This is a genomic window from Johnsonella ignava ATCC 51276 (assembly GCF_000235445.1).
Classification (GTDB): domain Bacteria; phylum Bacillota; class Clostridia; order Lachnospirales; family Lachnospiraceae; genus Johnsonella; species Johnsonella ignava.
In genome coordinates this window covers 23789-45525 of record NZ_JH378831.1, presented here as the reverse complement: position 1 = coordinate 45525, position 21737 = coordinate 23789, and the positions used below count along the sequence as shown (strand labels likewise).

Annotated in this window: 18 protein-coding genes; all 18 read left to right on the top strand. The window is 36.3% G+C overall.

What is annotated here, in order from left to right; translation table 11 throughout:
* Positions 1–21: 21 nt before the first annotated feature.
* The 18 genes from HMPREF9333_RS04690 (at position 22) to prdA (ending at position 21692) form a co-directional block, all read left to right on the top strand.
* Positions 22–1659, top strand: a complete 1638-nt coding sequence (locus tag HMPREF9333_RS04690; RefSeq protein WP_005540209.1) for a UDP-N-acetylmuramoyl-L-alanyl-D-glutamate--2,6-diaminopimelate ligase — start codon at positions 22–24, stop codon at positions 1657–1659.
* A 22-nt stretch (positions 1660–1681) separates the two neighbouring features.
* A complete protein-coding gene (locus tag HMPREF9333_RS04685) occupies positions 1682–3091 on the top strand; it encodes a UDP-N-acetylmuramoyl-tripeptide--D-alanyl-D-alanine ligase (protein WP_005540208.1) in 1410 nt (469 codons plus the stop codon).
* A gap of 17 nt (positions 3092–3108) precedes the next feature.
* Positions 3109–5445 carry a replication restart helicase PriA gene (priA, locus tag HMPREF9333_RS04680; RefSeq protein WP_005540207.1) on the top strand — a complete coding sequence of 779 codons (2337 nt, stop codon included), beginning with the start codon at positions 3109–3111 and terminating at the stop codon, positions 5443–5445.
* Positions 5446–5508: 63 nt separating this feature from the next.
* On the top strand, positions 5509–6033 hold the full coding sequence (def, locus tag HMPREF9333_RS04675; protein ID WP_005540204.1) for a peptide deformylase: 525 nt from the start codon (positions 5509–5511) through the stop codon (positions 6031–6033).
* A 31-nt stretch (positions 6034–6064) separates the two neighbouring features.
* On the top strand, positions 6065–7015 hold the full coding sequence (gene fmt, locus HMPREF9333_RS04670) for a methionyl-tRNA formyltransferase (RefSeq protein WP_005540202.1): 951 nt from the start codon (positions 6065–6067) through the stop codon (positions 7013–7015).
* Positions 7016–7140: 125 nt separating this feature from the next.
* Positions 7141–7845, top strand: coding sequence for a zinc metallopeptidase (locus HMPREF9333_RS04665; protein ID WP_005540200.1), 705 nt, complete (start codon positions 7141–7143; stop codon positions 7843–7845).
* A complete protein-coding gene (gene rsmB, locus HMPREF9333_RS04660; protein WP_005540198.1) occupies positions 7838–9205 on the top strand; it encodes a 16S rRNA (cytosine(967)-C(5))-methyltransferase RsmB in 1368 nt (455 codons plus the stop codon). The genes HMPREF9333_RS04665 and rsmB overlap by 8 nt, the downstream gene beginning before the upstream one ends.
* A gap of 4 nt (positions 9206–9209) precedes the next feature.
* Positions 9210–10244 carry a 23S rRNA (adenine(2503)-C(2))-methyltransferase RlmN gene (gene rlmN / locus HMPREF9333_RS04655; protein ID WP_005540196.1) on the top strand — a complete coding sequence of 345 codons (1035 nt, stop codon included), beginning with the start codon at positions 9210–9212 and terminating at the stop codon, positions 10242–10244.
* 87 nt (positions 10245–10331) lie between these two features.
* Complete coding sequence (locus HMPREF9333_RS12185) at positions 10332–10832, top strand: DUF1307 domain-containing protein (protein ID WP_005540195.1); 501 nt, start codon at positions 10332–10334, stop codon at positions 10830–10832.
* Positions 10833–11107: 275 nt separating this feature from the next.
* Positions 11108–11428, top strand: coding sequence for a hypothetical protein (locus tag HMPREF9333_RS12860; protein WP_005540193.1), 321 nt, complete (start codon positions 11108–11110; stop codon positions 11426–11428).
* 309 nt (positions 11429–11737) lie between these two features.
* Positions 11738–12511 (top strand): Stp1/IreP family PP2C-type Ser/Thr phosphatase, encoded by a 774-nt coding sequence (locus HMPREF9333_RS04640; RefSeq protein WP_005540192.1) that lies wholly within the window; start codon positions 11738–11740, stop codon positions 12509–12511.
* Positions 12508–14817, top strand: a complete 2310-nt coding sequence (locus HMPREF9333_RS04635) for a protein kinase domain-containing protein (protein WP_005540190.1) — start codon at positions 12508–12510, stop codon at positions 14815–14817. Before HMPREF9333_RS04640 ends, HMPREF9333_RS04635 begins: the two co-directional genes overlap by 4 nt.
* A gap of 22 nt (positions 14818–14839) precedes the next feature.
* Positions 14840–15709: a ribosome small subunit-dependent GTPase A gene (gene rsgA, locus HMPREF9333_RS04630; RefSeq protein ID WP_005540187.1), complete on the top strand. Its 870-nt coding sequence runs from the start codon at positions 14840–14842 to the stop codon at positions 15707–15709.
* A complete protein-coding gene (gene rpe / locus HMPREF9333_RS04625; RefSeq protein ID WP_005540186.1) occupies positions 15709–16368 on the top strand; it encodes a ribulose-phosphate 3-epimerase in 660 nt (219 codons plus the stop codon). Before rsgA ends, rpe begins: the two co-directional genes overlap by 1 nt.
* Positions 16369–16388: 20 nt before the next feature.
* Positions 16389–17096: a thiamine diphosphokinase gene (locus HMPREF9333_RS04620; protein ID WP_005540184.1), complete on the top strand. Its 708-nt coding sequence runs from the start codon at positions 16389–16391 to the stop codon at positions 17094–17096.
* Positions 17097–17219: 123 nt separating this feature from the next.
* Positions 17220–17852 carry an ECF transporter S component gene (locus HMPREF9333_RS04615; RefSeq protein WP_005540182.1) on the top strand — a complete coding sequence of 211 codons (633 nt, stop codon included), beginning with the start codon at positions 17220–17222 and terminating at the stop codon, positions 17850–17852.
* 549 nt (positions 17853–18401) lie between these two features.
* The gene (prdC, locus tag HMPREF9333_RS04610; RefSeq protein ID WP_207635714.1) at positions 18402–19679 is read left to right on the top strand and encodes a proline reductase-associated electron transfer protein PrdC; all 1278 of its coding nucleotides are present in this window, start codon (positions 18402–18404) and stop codon (positions 19677–19679) included.
* Positions 19680–19766: 87 nt separating this feature from the next.
* Positions 19767–21692: a D-proline reductase (dithiol) proprotein PrdA gene (gene prdA, locus HMPREF9333_RS04605; protein ID WP_005540179.1), complete on the top strand. Its 1926-nt coding sequence runs from the start codon at positions 19767–19769 to the stop codon at positions 21690–21692.
* Positions 21693–21737: the final 45 nt, after the last annotated feature.

Sequence of the window (21737 nt, the reverse complement as noted above, 5' to 3'; positions counted from 1 at the left end):
TATAATATAAGGGATATAAAAATGGGAAATATTAAGCTTGGAAATTTACTTGCAGCTCTTGAATATAATGCAGTTAATACTGAAGTGTATAAAAATACCGGATATGAAAATATAGATAAAAATGATGGTAAAAAAAATGAACTTGATTTTTTAGATATTGAAATCTCGGATATAGTCTATGATTCAAGGAAAGTAAGTGAAGGCTGTGCTTTTGTATGTATAAAAGGGGCAAGGTTTGATTCACATGATATTCTGGATGAGGTTATACAAAAAGGTGCTTTGGCGGTATTTGTAGAACATGATATAAAAAAAGCAGAAATAAAAGATATTAAACCGTCTAGAGAGTCATATATAATAAAAGTGGAAAATACAAGATATGCCTTGGCTGTTATGTCGGCAGAGTACTTCGGCAGACCGGCGGATAAGCTGATAAGTATAGGAGTTACAGGAACTAAAGGCAAGACTACAACTGCGCATATGATAAAAAAGCTGCTTGAGTCTGCCGGTAAAAAAACCGGTATGATAGGCACAAATGGAGTATATACAGGTTCAAAGCATATTCCCCTTGTAAATACCACCCCTCAGTCATATGATCTTCACAGATATTTAAATATGATATATGAAGACGGCTGCAAATATGTAGTTATGGAGGTATCAAGTCAGGGTCTCAAGCTTGACAGAACAGCGGGAATTGTATTTGATTATGCTGTATTTACAAACATTTCACCGGATCATATAGGACCTGCTGAACATGAGAACTTTGATGAATACTTATATTATAAGTCAACCCTTTTTTATAAACAGTGCAGGCATGCTATTATAAATATTGATGATATAAATGGAAAGAAAATTTATGAAAATATAGTTCATGATAAAATAGCTGATGCTCTGAGTACATGTAAAAAAAGTAAAATTAAAGCTTACAGCTTTGGCAAGGCAGATGAAGCGGATTTTAGGCTTTGCGGAATCAATTACCTTGCTGAAAAAGATTTTGTAGGTATAAGCTGTATTATAAAAACACCGCAGAAAGAAGAAATATCGGAACATGACGAAGGTGATGCCAAACTTAATGTGAATGTAGGCATACCTGGCAGGTTTAATGCACTTAATGCTACGGCATCAGCGGCAGTAGCTTTTCTTTTAAATGTTAACAGATATATTTTGGAAAATGCTCTTATAAACCTGCATGTAGACGGAAGGATGGAGGTTGTGTATAAATCTGATAAATATATTGTTATAGTGGATTATGCACATAATGCGGTGAGCATGGAAAGTCTTTTGGATACTCTTAGAGATTATAATCCGAAGAGGCTTGTAGTGGTGTTCGGCTGCGGCGGAAACCGTTCAAAAGACAGGCGTTACAGCATGGGTGAGATAGCCGGGAAAAAGGCGGATTTGTCTATTATAACAGCTGACAACTCTCGTTTTGAAAAGGTTGAGGGTATAATAGCGGATATAAGAAAAAGCATAGAAAAAACAGGTGGAAAATTTATAGAGATACCTGACCGTCAGGAAGCTATAAGCTATGCTGTAGAAAATGCGTTAAAAGGCGATATAATAGCCGTTATAGGGAAAGGACATGAGGACTATCAAGAGATAAACGGTATAAGACATCATTTTCTTGACAGAGAGGCTGTCATGGAAGCATTGAAAAAATGAAAGGGTTGGAAAAACTGATATAATGAAAGATTTTAGTGTGGATTTTATTATAAATGCCTGCAATGGAACACTGCTTACAGATTATGCCGACGGGTCTGAAATTAATAATACTGAAAAAAATAAACTAAAAAGCATTAAAATAAATGATTTTTGTATTAATTCAAAAAATGCAGGTATAAACAGCTTATTTATACCTATAGTAGGTGCAAGAAATGATGCACATGATTTTATAAATGATGTATATGAGAGAGGATGCAGACTTACTCTTACACAGCGAAAAGACATCAGGCTTATAAAGGGTATGAATTATATATATGTTGAAAATACTGTAAAAGCGCTTCAAGATATAGCAAAAGCACACAGAAAAAATTTAAAGCTGACTCTTATAGGAATTACAGGCAGTGTAGGAAAAACTACTACTAAGGAGATGCTCTGGTATGCACTTTCATCCGCAAAAAAAGTTTTTAAGACACCTGCAAACCATAACAGTCAGATAGGTGTGCCGCTTACTTTGCTTGAAATAGATGAAAGCTATGATATAGGCGTAATTGAACTTGGCATAAGTGAGCCGGGTGAGATGGAAAAAATTGCTTCTCTTGTAATGCCTGACAGTGCTATTATAACAAATATAGGAAATACACATATACTTGCTCTCAAATCAAAAGAGGGAATAAGGGATGAAAAATTTAAGATAATGGTAGGTATGGCAGAGGGGAGTGTTATATTTTTAAATGCCGATAGTGATATATTAAAAAAATCAGATGTGTATAAGGGAATTAAAAAGGAATATTATTCAGGAAGAAAAAAATGCGGATATTATGCCGATGAGGTAGTTATAAGGTCAGGACTTGCACATTTTAAGGCACATATAGGTGATGAAACCGTAGAGGTTTCTTTAAATGTTTATGGCAGACATCAGGTATCAAATGCGGTTGTCTGTCTGGCTGCGGCAGCACATTACGGTATTGATTTGAGGTCTGCCGCTTCAAAGATAAGTGAATTTACAGGATTTAAGCATAGGCAGCAGATATATTGCAGAAGCGGAATTACTATAATAGATGATACCTATAATGCAAGCCCGGAATCTATGAAGGCGGCACTTGATATACTTAAAGATATTGAATGCAGCGGCAAGAAAGTTGCAGTTCTTGCCGATATGAAGGAGCTTGGAGAAGATGCCGAAAAAATGCATAGGGATATAGGACGCTATTTAGTTGAAAATAATATTGCAGATACAATACTTACATATGGTGAGCTTGCATTTTATATATTTGATGAAGCGGAATCTTTAAAACCGGATATAGGAGGAGAGACATTTTATGATTTTGAAAGCCTTAAAAAAGGTGTTGAAAATACCTTAAAAAATAAGGATGCGGTATTGTTTAAAGGTTCAAACAGTATGGCACTTTTCAGGCTGCTTGAAAATGCCTGATACTGTATGGTGTTTATATGGATTTAAATAATGAGGATAATTATAAAATTTATACAGGTTGTTTAGGCACAGGTGAAACAGATGCTGAGCCGGTAGAATATAAGTATGTCCAACTGGTTGTAGATATTACAAGCCACGCAATTGATAAAGTTTTTACATATGCCATACCTGACGAATTAATAGATAAAATTTATGTGGGCTGTCCTGTAAAGGTAGTATTTGGAGGTATGAAATCACTTCGCAGTGCATATGTTATTGATTTTATAAGTGAGGCTGAACTTGATATAGATAAAAACAGGATTAAGTACATAGACTCAGTTGCCGCAGATGAGCTGTCTGCGAGAACAAAACTTATATCACTTGCCTGTTGGATGAAGGAACATTACGGAACTACAATGTATAAGGCACTTATGACCGTGCTTCCGGTAAAAAATAAAATAAAGGCAAAGACTTTTAGAAAAGTATTTTTGAAAATAGACAAGGATAATATTAAAGACTGTGTAAAAGAGCTTGAATCAAAAAAAAAGACTGCATGGATCAGGCTGATTAAGGCGCTTGCAGAAAATGAAAATGGGCTTGAAGGCGGGTTTATAAGAAATCATTTAAAGATAAATTTATATACATTGATACGTATGGAGGTTGAAGGTCTGATTTATATATTAGAAGAAGAAAGGAGCCTGTCTTTAAATAAAACTCTATACGGCTTTGAAGAGGGTGAATCTGACGGTTCTAAAATAATACATGAGCTTAATATACAACAAAAAGCGGCTGTTGAGGTTTTTAATAATGATTTTATAAAAAATGACTTTTTACCGGAATATCTTCTATATGGAATCACAGGCAGCGGAAAAACTGAAGTTTATATAGAAATGATAAAGACCGTTTTATCAAAAAAAAGACAGGCAATAGTTTTAATTCCTGAAATAAGTCTTACATATCAGACTGTAAGAAGATTTGTAAATGTATTTGGTAAAAGAATTGCTATTATGAATTCGTCAATGTCAGCTTCTCAAAGATATGGTCAGTTTATGCTTGCAGAAAAAAAACAGGCGGATATTATAATAGGTCCTCGTTCAGCTTTGTTTGCACCGTTTGATAATATAGGTCTTATAATTATAGATGAGGAGCATGACTGCGCATATAAAAATGAAACCGTCCCGAGGTATGATGCAAGAGAGGTGGCAGCAAAGCTTGCAAAAATCCATAATGCAGCCCTTGTGCTTGCAAGTGCCACACCGTCAGTTGAGACTTATAAAAAAGTGCTTGAAAACAAAATAAAATGTCTTAAGCTTACACAAAAAGCTGTGCCGGGTGCTTCACTTTCAAAAACTCATATAGTAGATTTAAGAGAAGAACTTAAGGCAGGTAATAAGAGCATATTCAGTAAAAAGCTTAAATATATGATTGAAGAAAAGCTTTCCATGGATGAGCAGGTAATGCTTTTTATGAATCGCAGAGGATACTCAAATTTTGTGTCATGCCGTTCTTGCGGTGAAGCTATAAAATGTAAACACTGTGATGTAAGTCTTACTCTTCATAAAGATGGCAGATTAAGATGTCATTACTGCGGATATTCACTTGCAGTGCCTGATAAATGCCCGGCTTGCGGTTCGGGATATATTGCAGGTTTCGGTATAGGTACACAGCAGCTTGAAACTATAACAAAAAAAATGTTTCCACAAGCCTGTGTACTTAGACTTGATACAGACACCGCTTCAAAAAAACATGGTGCAGTATCTATAATAAAGGATTTTTCAGAGCATAAGGCTGATATACTTATAGGCACTCAGATGATAGTGAAAGGGCATGATTTTTCAAATGTAAGCCTTGTAGGTATTATGGCAGCGGATACTTCGCTCTATGTAGGAGGCTATAATTCAGCTGAAAAGACTTTTCAGCTCCTTACACAGGCGGCAGGGCGGGCAGGACGTGCCGGTCAGGCGGCAGATGTGGTTATACAGACTTACAGACCTGAACACTATGCGGTGATGTGTGCCGCCGAACAGGACTTTGAGAGATTTTACAAAGAGGAAACCGCCTTTAGGAAAATAACGGCTTATCCGCCTATGATTCATATATTAAGTATACAATTTTCATCAAGAAATGAAAAATATGTTGATGAATTTTCTAAATATTATGCGGAATGTGCAAAAAAAGAAGCTTTAAAATACGGCGCTTATATTATAGGTCCTGCACCTGCAAGAATTTATAAAGTTCACGATTTTTACAGAAAATTGGTGTATATTAAACATATAGACTATGATATCTTGTTAAGACTAAAACAACAGCTTCAGGTCTATGCAGATAAACATACCTATGCCGTCAATGTGGGTATCCTATATGATTTTGAATAATATATTAAAATAATCCGCTTTGTCGGCATAAGGATATATAAAGATAAAAAAAGAGGTTTAAATATGGCTATAAGGGAAATAAGGAAATGGGGTGATGAAATACTTTTAAAACCCTGTAAAAATGTAAAGGAAGTTACAAAAAGAACTCAGGAGCTTATAAAAGATATGATGGAAACTATGAGAGAGGCGGGAGGAGTAGGTCTGGCAGCACCTCAGGTAGGTGTACTTAAAAGAATAATGATAGTTGAAACTGAACCGGACAGTCCGGTAGTATTTATTAATCCTGTGATTATTAAAAAAAGTGGAGAACAGACAGGATATGAGGGCTGCCTTAGTATACCCGGGAAGACGGGTATAGTTACAAGACCTGATTATGTGGAGGTTGAGGCATATAATGAAAAAATGGAAAAATTTACACTGGAGGCAAAGGAGCTTTTTGCAAGGGCGATATGCCATGAATGTGATCATCTTGACGGCAAACTTTATGTAGACCTTGTTGAAGGTGAACTGAAAAATACTGAAGATTTGCTTGATGAGGATGAAAATGTATCTGATGTTGAAGATGAAGAAGCTGATGTTGATGTCTAATTTTTAATTAAAAATAAAATAGGTGAAAATAATGAAAGTAGTATTTATGGGAACACCTGATTTTGCACTTGAAGCGCTTAAAGCAGTGATAAGAGACGGCTATGAAGTGGCAGCGGTTGTTACAGGAGAAGATAAACCGAGGGGCAGAGGTCATGAACTTACTTTTACTCCGGTAAAAGAGGAAGCATTAAAACATTCTATAGAGGTGCTGCAGCCTGAAGATTTAAAAGGTGATGAGATATTTGATAAGCTGAAATCCTTAAATGCGGATGTTTTTATAGTTGCCGCTTATGGAAGGCTGCTTCCTAAAAGGATATTGGATATACCGCCTTATGGCTGTATAAACATACATGCTTCACTACTTCCGGCATATAGGGGTCCCGCTCCTATACAATGGGCAATAATTGACGGAATTGAAAAAACCGGTATTACCACAATGCTTATGAATGAGGGGCTTGATACAGGAGATATTTTAAAAAAATATGAAGTTGTTATAGATAAGAAAGAAACTGCCGGAAGACTTTTTGAAAGACTGGCATGTTTAGGAGCAGAGGCTATAATTGATACTTTAAATGATTTAAGAAGTGGAAGTTTAAAGCCGGTAAAGCAGGAAGAATCGGGCAGTTCATATGCAAAAATGATAAAAAAGCAAAACGGGATTATAGACTTTTCTCAACCTGCGGCATATATAGAAAGGCTTATAAGAGGGCTTAATCCATGGCCGAGTGCCTATACATGGCTTGATAAAAAAACATTGAAAATATGGTCGGCAGATATATGCGACAGCGAGTTTAACAGTTTGAACGGTTTTAATGAGCTTCAGCATGGCAGTTTGATATGTATAGGAGAAAGACTTTATACGGTATGCTCAGATGGTTTTCTTGAAATACTCAGTCTTCAGCTTGAGGGTAAAAAACGTATGGACACGGCTTCATTCCTGCGTGGCTATACAATTAAGAAAATGCTGTTTGAAAGCCCGTGATTTTTTGCGTATCCAGACAGAGTCTATAAAGAAAGTGATGATTAAGTTATTATTTAATAATTTAACTATGAGCAAAAGAGAAAGGAGAATTGAGTATATTTTTTATAAATATACTTATACGAAAAATGCTTAATTTACTATATTATTTGTATGATCCTACATACATGTTGGTTATTATAGGAATAGTGCTTTCGATGCTTGCAAATGCGAGTCTCAGATTTATATATTCAAAATATTTAAAGGTACCGAGTATGTCCGGAATTAGAGGAGTTGATGCCGCACTTGCCATACTTAGAAATAATGGTATATATGATGTTCAGGTATTGCCTATAAATGGAGAACTTACAGACAATTACAATCCTGTTTCAAAGACGGTTAATCTAAGTGAAGGCATATACTACTCAACTTCAATAGCGGCAATAAGTGTGGCAGCACATGAATGTGGACATGCTATACAGCATAACAGCGAATATCTTCCGCTTACTTTGCGTACGGCGGTAGTACCGCTTGCAAGTATAAGTGGAGCTTTATCATGGCCGCTTATAGTTATAGGATTTTTACTTAGTAAGGCAGGTACTTTCTTTATACAGCTTGGAATTTTTATGTTTTTAATTGTAGTACTGTTTCAGATAATTACACTTCCGGTTGAGTATGATGCTTCGGCAAGGGCACTTAAACAACTTAAATCAGGAGGAATCATACAGGATAATGAAATAAAGGGAGCGAAGAAAGTTCTTGATGCCGCTGCACTTACATATGTGGCAGTTGCTGTTGCAAATGCACTTCAGCTTTTAAGGCTGATGCTTCTTTCAAGGAGCAGGCGTGGCTGATAAACATATAAATGAAAGAGAGATAGCGGTAGAAATTATAAGTATCGCCGGATCCGGAAATAAAAATATAAATGAGCTTCTTGACATGGCAATGAAAAAATATGCATATATATCAAAGGCTGAAAGAGCCTTTATATCAAGGCTTGTCAAGGGAACATATGAGAATCTTATATGTATTGATTATATAATAGGGCTTTACAGTAATGTGAAGCCCTTAAAAATCAGACCGTATATAAAGAATATACTAAGAATAAGCATATATCAGATTATGTATATGGATAAAATACATGCTGCCGCCGTATGCAATGAAGCGGTAAAACTTACAAAAAAACATGGATTTTACGGGCTTAAAGGCTATGTAAATGCAGTTTTGAGAAAAACCGCATCAAATATATCTGCTATAGAGTTTCCGGATGACAGGATAAAATACTCAATGCCTGAATGGATTATGGATTTACTTGAAAAAAGATTTAATCATACTGATACTCTGGCTATATGTGAAGCTTTTTTAGCAAAAAGCCCTTTAAGCATAAGGATAAATATTTCAAATACCTGTACAGGAGAAGTGGTTGAAAAACTTAAAGATTCTGGCATTGAAGTATCATACTCGGATTTTTTTGATGAACTTATATATATATCCGGTTTCGATAATCTGGCAGGACTTGGAGTATTGTCAGGAAAAGAAGCATATATACAGGACTTGGGTTCATTTATTGTAACAAAGATGGCAGGAATAAAGCAGGGTGATACAGTTGTTGATCTTTGTGCGGCTCCCGGCGGAAAAACGATCCATGCAGCAGATATACTTAATGGAAGCGGAAAGGTGCTGGCTTTTGATCTGAGTGAAAATAAACTTAGAAGACTTGAGGAAAATGCTGAAAGATCAGGATTTAAAAATATATACTGTTCTATAAATGATGCTTCCTGCTTTAATAAGGAACTTGAGAAAATTGCCGATGTGGTTATTGCGGATCTGCCATGTTCAGGGCTTGGCGTAATTGGAAGAAAACCTGATATAAAATATAATATGACTCCCGAAAAATGTGAAAATCTTGCCGGTCTTCAAAGAAGTATACTTGACAAAGCAGCCTTGTATGTAAAAGACGGGGGTAGGCTTATATACAGTACATGTACTTTAAACAGTGCTGAAAATGAAGAAAATGTGGAATATTTTCTTAAAAATAATCATGATTTTAAAATGGTTGATTTAGAAAAATGTGCTGATATAGGCTTTGATTTCAATGAATTTAAAAAAAGATTTAATTCAGACACCTCAAAAAAGGGCTGTGTACAGCTTATACCTACAAAGTATAGCCATGACGGATTTTTTATTGCAGTGTTTGAGAAGATAATAAAATAGTATTATGGAAGATTTAAAAAAACTCGATTTTAAAGAAATAAGCCATGTGATTGAAAACCTTAAGGAGCCTGCTTACCGTGTAAAGCAGATATATGAATGGATACATATTAAACATATATCAGATTTTAAAGAGATGAATAATGTACCTTCAGAGCTTAAAAAGAAACTGGCTAAGGAATATTATATTTCAGGTCTTAAGGAGGTAATGTTTAAAGAGTCGCCTATTGACGGTACAAGAAAATATCTTTTTAAGCTTGATGACGGTAATATTATAGAAAGTGTTTTTATGAGATATAAACATGGAAATTCCGTGTGTATTTCCTCTCAGGTAGGCTGCAGGATGGGCTGCACTTTTTGTGCATCAACACTTGGAGGACTTGTAAGAAACCTTACAAATGCAGAGATGTTGGCACAGGTATACTCTATAGGAAGGAGTGTGGGTGAAAGAATTTCAAATATAGTTATAATGGGTGTAGGGGAACCTATGGATAATTATGAAAATATAGTAAGTTTTGTACATATGATAAGTGATATTCACGGTTTAAATATAAGCCAGAGAAATATTACCATATCAACCTGCGGTATAGTACCTCAGATAAAAAAACTCGCAGATGAAAAGCTTTCGGTTACTCTAGCTCTTTCACTTCATGCTCCTGACAATATCACAAGAAAACGGCTTATGCCGGTTGCTGAAATTTATGACATAAATGAAGTGCTTGATGCATGCAGTTATTATTTTAAAAAGACCGGCAGGAGGGTTTCATTTGAGTATGCACTTGTTGCAGGTGTAAATGACAGCAAACAGGAGGCATATAAACTTATAAAGCTTATAAAAAATCAAAAAGCCCATGTAAATCTTATACCTGTAAATCCTATAGAAGAAAGGCAGTATAGGCAGTCAGACAAGAAAAAGGCTGAAGATTTTAAGAATTTACTTTTAAAAGCAGGAATAAATACAACTATAAGGCGTGAAATGGGAAGAGATATAGACGGTGCGTGTGGACAGCTCAGGCGTCATTATGAGGATGGAATCATTTAAAAATATTGACATAAATATACGATTTATGCTAGAATCACCAAGGATATACATGGTGGATGTATATAAAAAATCTAAAGGAGATATGTTATGAAAAAGATTTTTAGTGTATTATTAATAGGAGCGGCAGTGTTAAGCATATCAGCGTGTTCAGGAGGAGCGGGCAAAGCTGAGAATAAGGAAGAGAGCAAAAGTGCTGAAGATTTTAAAGGTCAAGGGACAAAGACTTATGTATTCAGTGATGGTCAAAATGAACTGGAGGTTAAATTTGACTATAATGACGATAATGTGCTTGCCCAGACCGGAAATACAAAGATGATGTATAGTAAGCTCAATGTTAAAACCAAAGAAGAAGCACAAAAGGTATTGGAGCCTCTTGAAAAAACAATTTCCGCACTTGACGGAGTTGACTTAAAAGTGGAATATGGTGAAGATCATTATGTTGAAGATATATCAATTGACTTTAGTAAAGTTGATTTAAAAAAGCTTGGTGAAGCCCAGGGAACTCTTTTATATTCACAAAATGATGATTTGAAGATGTCTAAAATAGACACACAATTAACAAAGATGGGATATCAGGAGAAAAATTAAAATATAATTAAAACTGATTATTATATAATATTTATTACAAATTTAGAGTGGGTTTTATCTAAAGCCGCATAAGAGTATAAAAAGTTCTTGAAATTTTCGCATATAAGATGCTTAACCGGTGTTTACCGAAACTGATTTAATGAGATAAATTGTCAATAATATAAAAAACTGGAAATCTTTAATATTTTGTGATATTATAGCACCATGTTTTAGCGGTATCAGCTTATACGTTTAAGACATAAATAATTATATTTATATATATAAAAGGAGATATTATGAAAAAATTATTAGGAGCATTTGTTTTAGGATCACTTGTATTAAGTATGACTGCATGCGGAGGAAATGCAAGCAGTGAGAGCTCAACCACAGCGGCAGGCGGAGCAACCACAGCGGCAGGCGGGGCAACCACAGCAGCAGGCAGCTCAACTACAGCAGCGGGCGGGGCAACCACAGCGGCAGGCGGAGCAACTACAGCGGCAGGCAGCTCAACCACTAAGGCGGCAGGCGCTACAACTACAGCAGCAGGTGGTTCAACCACTAAGGCAGCAGGTGGAGCATCTTCGACAGCGGCAGGTTCATCATTACAGGCAAGGTAATTTTATTATTTATTTAATTGATATGAAATCTATATTTAAAAAGTCTGCGAACTACTTTAAATTGCTTTTAACAGGCATAAGTAAAGAGTTTGTGGGCTTTTTTTATATTTTTTTACAATATTAAGTATAATAAACGTACAAGAGAGCATTGCTACATTGCTTTTTTATACTATTCATATAAGTGATTTTATGATATTATAAAAGCTATTAGGTTTTTTGAGCAGTTTACTTAAATGTAATTTATTAATTTATACAGCATATATTAAACTGCTATGCTATAAAATATTTTTTACAGGAGGGATGTCAGATATGCGTGTAGCTGCATTGTCTGATAAGGGCATGGCACGTGCTGCCAACCAGGATAGTATTTTTACCAGCATCAAACCGGTAGGATGCTTGCCGAATTTATATATAGTGGCAGACGGTATGGGTGGTGAAAAAGCCGGAGGATATGCTTCAAACTCTGCGATAGAATATCTTTTGGCTTATATGACTCAAAACAGTACCGGTAATGTAAATACAAAAAAAGAAAATAAGCCGTCAAAGGTACTCGCAGATGCAATATGCTACGCCAACATGTCTATTTATAAGGAGGCTTTAAACAACGATAATCTTCATGGTATGGGTACAACTCTGGTTGCTGCAAGTATTACAGAAGGCATTCTATATGTATGTAATGTAGGAGACAGCAGGCTTTATATTGTAAATGACAGTATAAGGCAGATTACAAGAGATCATTCCTATGTTGAAGAGATGGTTTTAAAGGGATTTATGGACAGAAACAGTATTGAGTATGAGCAAAATAAAAATCTTATAACTCGTGCAGTTGGTGTAAAAAAAGATATAGATATAGATATATTTGAAATGGATTTTAATGACAGGGATGTAATACTGCTGTGCTCTGACGGACTGACTAATATGCTGTATGACGATGATATATTAGAGACAGTGAGAAATGCCGGGGACATTGATAATGCTGCCAAAACACTTGTTGCCTTAGCTAACAATCGGGGTGGTGTAGATAATATATCTGTGATTTTAGTAACTTCAGACAATTACGGTGTTGATGAGGTGGATTTATGATATTAAGACCCGGAACATTTCTTCTAAACAGATATGAAATTATAGAAAAAATTGGTTCAGGCGGAATGTCTGATGTATATAGAGCAAGATGTCATACACTTGAAAGATTTGTTGCAATCAAGGTACTTAAAGATGAATTTGCAGATGATGAGGGATTTGTAAAAAGGTTTAAAATAGAAGCACAGTCGGCTGCAAAACTTGAAAATGAACATATAGTAAGAGTATATGACGTAGTTGATGATGGAAAGATTCATTTTATAGTTATGGAGCTTATTGAAGGCAGCACACTTAAGGCATATATAGCCAGAAAAGGCAGGCTTGATTTTATCAGTGCTGCAAGTATATCTCTTAGTGTGGCGCTGGGTATTAGGGTCGCACATGAAAGAGGCATTATACATCGAGACATAAAACCTCAAAATATAATATTATCAAAAAACTCATGTGTTAAAGTAGCTGATTTTGGAATAGCGGGTGCAGCATCATCTGAACCGCTCAATATGGCAATAGGTTCTGTTTATTATATCTCACCTGAACAGGCAAAAGGTGGAATTATTGATGAAAGGAGCGATATATACTCACTTGGTGTTACAATGTATGAGATGGTATGCGGAAGACCTCCGTTTGAAGGCTCTACCGCAGTCAGTGTAGCACTTGCACATGTTGAAGATGCTCCTATACCTCCAAGTGTAAGGTATCCTGATATAAATGAGGATTTAGAGAGGATTATTTTAAGATGTATACAGAAAAGGCCTGAAAGAAGGTATAATGATATTGGCAGTCTTATTGCAGACCTTAGAAGAGCAATTGCAAAGGAAGAACGCAAGGAAAGCCTTAAAAAAGAGGAAGAAGAAAAAAAGTCTTTAAAAGGTGATACACTATTTTATTCTCCTGTCAGAAGATCTGATAATGTAAAAATTGGACAAATTTTAGATGCAGCACCGGAAGGAAGAAGAAATTATAAAGAAGATATTCAGGCGGATGGTGCTCAGGCACCTGTAAACAGTCAATCTCAAATCTACAACAGGTATAATAATGATATAAAAAATGATGTCAGAAAGGATAAATCTGACAACAACCGTATTGAAGAGGCTCATAGAATGTCAAGAGGGAATAATGCAATTCCAAGGAATGTGAGCAAAGAAGATATTTTAGAGCAGCCTGATGAGGAAAGAACAGGTTTTGACAAGGCTATGACGATTGCGGGAATTATAATAGCATTTATACTTGTTTTTGTACTGGTATTTATATTTATAGTTATAAGCGGTGTGCTTGACAAAAAAAATAAAAGAATAGACACTACAACATCAGGTTTTATAATCAGTAATTCAAGTTCAGAAAGTTCACAGGAAGATCTTGTAACTGTTCCTGATTTGACAGGTATGAATCAGGATCTTGCACAGGCGAGGCTTAAGGAACTTTCATTGCAGTTTAAGGTTAAAGAAAGTGTATATAATGATAATGTTGATAAAGATTATGTTATATCACAAAGTCCCGGTGCTAATGAAAAAATTGCAAAATATTCAAATGTTGAGGTTATAGTAAGCCTCGGTACCGATAAGATTGATATAAAAAAGTTAGGCATAGATAAGTTGACAGCGGAAAATGCCAGAAATGTACTTGAGAGTCATGGTGTAAAAGTAACTATCGTAGAGCAGTTTGATGATAATATAGAACAGGGAATGCTTATAAAATATGATCCTGAAATTGCAACCAAAAATGGAAGTGTAACCTTATATTCAAGCAAAGGCAAAGAAATAAAACAAGTCAAGATGCCTAAGCTGGTGGGAAAAACTGAAGCCGAAGTTAATAAAATACTTAAAGCTTCAAAGCTTGTCTCAGGAGAGGTGAAAAGTGAATATAATGATACAGTACCTAAAGGAAGTGTAATTTCTCAGTCTACCGAGGAAAATGCTATGTTGCCCGAAGGCAGTAAGATTGACTATGTTTTAAGTCTTGGTCCGAAACCTCCTGAGACTACTGCAGCAACCACTGCCGCAACAGTACCTAAAAATTATAAATATGTTGCTTCAATAGATGCCACATATAATATCTCGGATCTTGTCGGTCCGGGTTCATCAACGACAAGTGTAAATATAATGATAAGACTTAAACAGACAGTCAATGGTCAGAATGTTTATACAACTCTTATGGAACCGAGAAAAATTACGGGGGATACAATACTTCCGATAAGATTTAGGAATATTGAAGGAGCCTACGGTGTAGACCAGGGAACGGTAGAAGTTGTTGAGGCTGACAGCCAGAATGTACTTAAGTCATATAATGTTGAATTCTTTAAAATGGAATAAAGCTTTAATTTAAATTTAGTTTATGGAAGGAAAAATAATAAAAGGCATAGCGGGATTTTACTATGTGCTGTATGGCGGAGATATATATGAATGCAGGGCAAAAGGACTGTTCAGGCGCAATGATATAAAACCGCTTGTGGGGGATAATGCGGAATTTGAAATTTTAGATGCTGCAGGAAAAAATGGAAATATAATAAATATACTTCCCAGAAAGAATGAGCTTTTACGCCCTGCAGCGGCAAATATTGATATTATTTTGACAGTATTGTCTTTTTTTAAGCCGAAGCCACAGCTGTGCATGCTTGATAAATACCTTATAAGTATAAAACTTCAGGGATTTGATGCTGCCATACTTTGGAATAAAAATGATTTAAGTCCTGATATTCCGGATTATGTCAAAGCATATAAAAGAGCAGGCTATGAAAATATAGTAATAAGTGCAAGTGATGGGTATGGAATGGAAGACCTCAGGGCATTTCTTAAAGGCAAGACTACACTTTTTGCCGGTCCTTCAGGTGTTGGAAAATCTTCAATAACAAATCGCCTGTTTCCTATGGCTGATATGCAGACAGGCGAGATAAGCAGAAAAATTGAAAGAGGTAAGCATACTACAAGACATTCACAGGTATTTATAGTTGATAAGACAACCTGTATATTTGATACACCCGGGTTTACCTCTGTGTCGCTTGAAGGACTTGAAAAAGAAAGCCTTAGAGAATATTATCCTGAGTTTACAAAACCCGGTAAGAAATGCAGGTTTGCACTTTGCTCTCATATATCAGAGCCGGGATGTGCGGTAAAACAGGCTCTTGATGATAATACAGTATCACGGTTAAGGTACGACAATTATGTAAAAATATATAATGAACTTGCAAATAAGAGGAGGTACTGATGGTTACTTTATCACCGTCTTTGCTGGCTGCTGATTTTGTTAATTTAAGGAGTCAGATTGATATATTAAAATTAAACGGCATAAGAAGTCTTCATCTTGATATTATGGATGGGATGTATGTTCCGAATATTTCTTTTGGTCCGCCTGTTATAAAATCATTGAGAAAATATACAGATATGTTTCTTGATGTACATATGATGGTTGAAGCACCTGAAAGATATATTGATGATATGATATATGCAGGGGCTGATTCTATCACACTGCATATAGAGACTTGCAGACACCTTGACAGTGCACTTGAAAAAATCAGAAAAAGCGGTAAAAAAACCGGTGTTGCATTAAATCCTGCAACTCCTGTACTTCTTCTTGATGAGATACTGCCTTTTGTGGATATGGTGCTTGTGATGAGTGTAAATCCGGGGTTTGGCGGACAGCAGTTTATAGAATATACTAAAAGAAAGATAGAACGCCTTAAAGCAATAAAATCAGATAATGCACTTTCATATTCAATACAGGTTGACGGGGGAGTAAATAAGGAAAATATCGCAGATATAGCAGAGGCTGGTGCGGATAATATAGTTGCGGGTTCAGCAATATTTTCAGGTGATATTTCAGATAATATAAGATTTTTAAAAGGTCTGCTTGAAGAAAGAGAGTAATTTAAAAACGGGAGTTTATTATGGGCATCTTAAAAAAAACACCTGAAAGTGTATATTTGATCGCAGGAAAGCCTTCAGATAAAGCGTTTGTAAAAAACTTTTTAATAAATAAAAAGGACAATGAGCTTATATTTGCTGTTGATTCGGGGCTTGAGGCACTTGATTCAATAAATATAGTTCCTGATATAATTCTTGGAGATTTTGATTCGGTAGGAAAAGGGATTTTGAAAAAATATATTGACAAAAAGGATATAAGGATAATAAGGCATAATCCTATAAAAGATGCTTCCGATACTGAACTTGCAGTAGATGAGTGTATAAAAGCCCGCATAAGAAAAATATATATGTTAAACTGTCTTGGCGGCAGGATGGATCACACCTTCGCCAATATATATCTGGCATATAAATGTATAAAAAATGATGTAGATGTATATATTTTTGATGAATTTAATAAAATCTATTTCAGAAAATCGTCATTTGAGCTTAACAGATCAAATCTATATGGAAAGTATATTGCTTTTTTTTCAACTTACAGACCTGTTTCAAACTTTTATATTACAGGATTTAAGTATCCGCTTAGGACACAGGTTCTTGACAGCTGGTTAAATCCAAGCTTAACAATAAGCAATGAACTTATAGAGCCAAGTGGATATGTAAGTTTTGAAGATGGTGCGGTTATGGTTATAGAAAGCAGAGACAAAAAACCGGACTGGTCAAATAATAAATAACCGGCAATACTGAAAAGTCCATTTTTATGCTATTATATGTTGCAGGAAGCGGAGATTTTAATATGTATTACATATATTAACACTTCCATTATAATTTATATTTGGTATATACCGGAGGTAATTATGGAAAGACAAAACAGCTCACTTATTTATAAGATAAGTTTTACTGCGCTTATGGCAGCACTGTGTTATGCAGCGTTTACTTATCTGAAAATACCGATCCCGACTCCAAACGGTGAACATACTGCACTTCATGTCGGAAATGCAATATGTGTGCTTGCGGCACTGCTTTTAGGAGGTGAATATGGCGGTTTTGCAGGAAGTATAGGCATGTCGGTTGCAGATCTTATGGATCCGAGGTATCAGACAAGTGCTCCAAAAACCTTTATACTTAAATTTTGTATAGGATTTATAGCGGGATTTATAGCACATAAGATAGCACATATCAATGAGCATGATGAAAAATCATATGTTTTTAAATGGACATTGATTTCAAGTGCTGTGGCATTGGGATTTAATGTAATAATGGATCCTCTGTTTGGATTTTTTTTCAACAGATATTATTTAGGAATGGATGTAAAAGCCGTAAGTATTATTGCAAAACTCTCAGGGCTTGCAACTACAATAAATGCGGCAGTATGCGTAGTAGTGGTAGTATTTGTATATACAGCTTTGAGACCGGCACTTAAAAAAGCAGGACTGTTTAATATAATAAGCGGTCAAATCACAAATAAACGTATTTCGACTGTAAAATAGATAATTTTAAATAAAAAAACTGTAAAAGTGGATTAAATATCATACTTCTACAGTTTTTTAATATATAAATAAATACTGATTTAATCAATATTTATTTATATATTAAAAAAGTCAATATACAGTATGCACAAATTTCATATCTACTTTTAGTGTATAAAGCCGAAAATTTAGTACTATCTTGAAAAAAAAACTTCACAATGTTAGAATACCGTATGTGATAAAACATATGATATTATTTTTGATAAAAGCCGGATGTTCATGCTCAATAGCTGGCTAGAGATCATCAGAGATTCTAAATGCGGATATTTCATTGTATATTTTTAAAATCCCTAGTTGATTATTTAACGACAAAGATATATAACACTGCTTGCGGTATTGAAGATTTATTGATATTTTCTTTACTGCAGGCTTTGAGGTGTGTATAAATATCTGAATTTAAGTTCAGAGTTTTATTTCATATTGATAAATATCTGAATTTAAGTTCAGGCTTTCATTTCATATGTAGTAATAATGGTTTTACACCATAAGAGTAAAAGGAGGAAATTATTTATGAAGGTTGTGTTACCGCTCAGGCAGCATGTGGGGGCCCCTTGCAAGCCCATCGTTGAGGCGGGCGATGAGGTAAAGCGTGGGCAGCTCATTGCCGAGCCTACAGGGTTGGGCGCAAATATACATGCAAGCGTAACCGGAAGTGTGTCGTTTGTTGATGAGAACAAAATCGAAATAGAATATGACGGAAAAGTAGATTTTAATGATTATGTAAGACTTGAGGGAGAGGATCACCTTGAGCTTATACAAAAAGCCGGCATAGTTGGAGCCGGAGGTGCAGGTTTCCCTGCACATGTAAAGTACAAATCAAGACTTGAAGATGGTGTTTTTATAGCAAATGCTGCAGAATGTGAGCCGCTTTTAAGCCATAATATGAATTTGATTCTTCATGATCCGGATATAATACTTAGGGGTATGAAATATGTTATGGATATAACCGGTGCTCCTAAGGGATATGTTGCTATAAAGCCTAAACACCAAAAAGAGATGATTGCCATTGCAAAAGCGGCAAAAAAATATGACAATATACAGATCAAATTCCTGCCTGATATGTATCCGGCGGGTGATGAGAGGGTTATTATAAGGGAACTTATAGGTATTGAACTGCCTCCGGGTGCCCTGCCGATTGAAGCAAAAACTATAGTCAGCAATGTTGAGACCCTTAAAAATGTTGCACGTGCGATAGAAGATAAGATGCCTGTGATCACAAAGGATATTACTGTAGCAGGTAGAGTAAATGAGCCGAAAGTATTTATGGATGTTCCGATAGGGGCATGTATAAAGGATTATATAGATGCATGCGGAGGCTATATAGAGCCGCATGGAGAGATACTTCTGGGAGGACCCTTTACAGGTAAGCATGGAGAGGAAAATGCTCCGGTAGTTAAGACTCTTGGAGGAATAATAGTTTCAATGCCGTTTATTGAAGACCACAGAAAAGTGGGATTCATAGAATGTGAGTGCGGGGCACAGTATGATCGCCTTGCCCAGGTTGCAAATGACATGGGTGCAGAGATAGTTGGCTCCGTAAAATGCAAAAGAATGAAAGAAGTTAACGGAAGATTCAGATGTGAACTTCCGGGTATATGCCCCGGACAGGCGGAAAAAGTTCTGCAGTTAAAGAAGATGGGTGCGGAGGCCGTAATTGTAGGAACCTGCGAGGACTGAACGAATACAGTATCTAAAGCAGCTCCCAGGTTGGGACTCCCGGTTTATCATACTACAGATTATGCGCTTAGGGCTGGCGGTCATAGGTTATACAGAAGAAAGAAAGATTAGGTATATTTGTAGTTTGGCATAATGCAATGTCAAAACTGCAGTATGCCGGGCTACTTTAAATATATATAAAATTTAAAGGAGGAAACTATGTCAATTACAAAAGAAACAGCTAAAGCGCATGAAAATGATCCTGCCGTATTATGCTGTAGGTTTGAAGCAGGAACTATCATTGAACCTTCAAATCTTGAAGATCCGGCAATTTTCCCGGATTTAGTAGATTCCGGTCTGCTTGAGATCGGAGAGAATACCCTTAAGATTAAAGAAGTTTTGGGTGCAAAGCTTATAAAAACTTCAGATGCACTTACACCTTTAACAAATGATTTGCTTGAAGGTGCGGCTGCAGCTTCATCAGAATCAGTTGAGGATCTTAAGGCTGAGGATAAGGCTGAAATCTCGTCTGCACCCGTACAGACAGCATCTTCAGTGTCTGCACCGGCATTTGTGTCATCAGGTAATGGCGGAAGCGTAAGAATACATATTGGAGAGGGAAAAGATATCAATCTTGAATTTCCATTAAGTGTTGCCGCATCAATGGGTGTTGCAGCTGTTCCGGCTTTGCAGCCCGCTGCGGTATCTGCGGCTGCCGGGGGAGTACCTCAGGCTGAAGCCGGTGTTGCCGGAGGCGAAAGCAAGAAAATCGAAGGTGATGAAAGGGTTATGAGAACCCTTAAGAGAAGGCATTTAAAAATTGAAAAGGTTGAGATAGGAGACGAAACCAAGATAGAGGGTACTACTCTCTATATAAGAAAGGGAATTGAAAAAGAAGCGGTTGAAACACAGGAACTTGTAGTTTCATTGAAGCTTGATATAATCACACCCGATAAGTATAGTCAGTATTCCGAAACGATCATGGATGTACAGCCGATAGCTGCAAAAGAAGAGGGAGAACTCGGAACAGGTGTTACAAGAGTGCTTGACGGAGTTGTTATGCTGGTAACAGGTACTGATGAAGGTGGGGTACAGATAGGTGAGTTCGGATCTTCAGAGGGTGAGCTTGAAAAGAATATAATGTGGGGCAGACCGGGTTCACCTGATAAGGGTGAGATCTTTATAAAGACAGAGGTTGTAATAAAGGCACATACAAATATGGAAAGACCAGGGCCTCTGGCTGCACACAGGGCTTCAGATTATATTACCGATGAGATCAGAAAGGCAATTAAAGAAGCGGATGCATCACTTATCGTTTCTGAAGAGGAGTTCGTACAGAAAAGACATTCAGGAAAGAAAAAAGTAGTTATAGTAAAGGAAATTATGGGTCAGGGTGCTATGCATGACAATCTCATACTGCCGGTTGAACCGGTCGGTACTCTTGGTGCAAAACCCAATGTTGACCTCGGAAATCTCCCTGTGGCACTTTCTCCGCTTGAAGTTCTTGACGGAGGCATACATGCCCTTACTTGTATAGGTCCGGCTTCAAAAGAGACCTCAAGGCATTATTTTAGAGAGCCGCTTGTACTTGAGGCACTTGCCGATGACGAGATAGATCTTGCAGGAGTTGTATTTGTAGGCTCACCGCAGATTAACTCTGAAAAATTCTATGTTTCAGGCAGACTTGGAATGATGATTGAAATGATGGATGCCGACGGTGCTATAATTACAACTGAGGGCTTCGGAAATAATCATATAGACTTCGCTTCACACCATGAGCAGATAGGAATGAGAGGCGTGGATGTAGTAGGTGTGTCCTTCTCAGCAGTACAGGGTGCACTTGTTGTTGGAAATAAATATATGCAGAATATGATTGACAACAATAAATCTGCACAGGGAATTGAAAATGAAATTTTAGGAAATAATACACTTTCTCCTGAAGATGCAGTTCGTGCACTTGCTATGCTTAAGACAGTTATGGTGGGTGAGAGCGTTAAAGAGGCGGAAAGAAAGTGGAATCCGAATGTTAAGCTGAACAATATTGAAGCAATTGAAAAGGCTACCGGAAAGAAAATTGTACTTGAAGATAATGAACAGGTACTTCCAAAGAGCAAAAAACGTATTGAAATATATGAAAAAGAGTAACTCTATGTAAGGCTCTGCAGAATACTTATATGTTTTTTTAGAGAC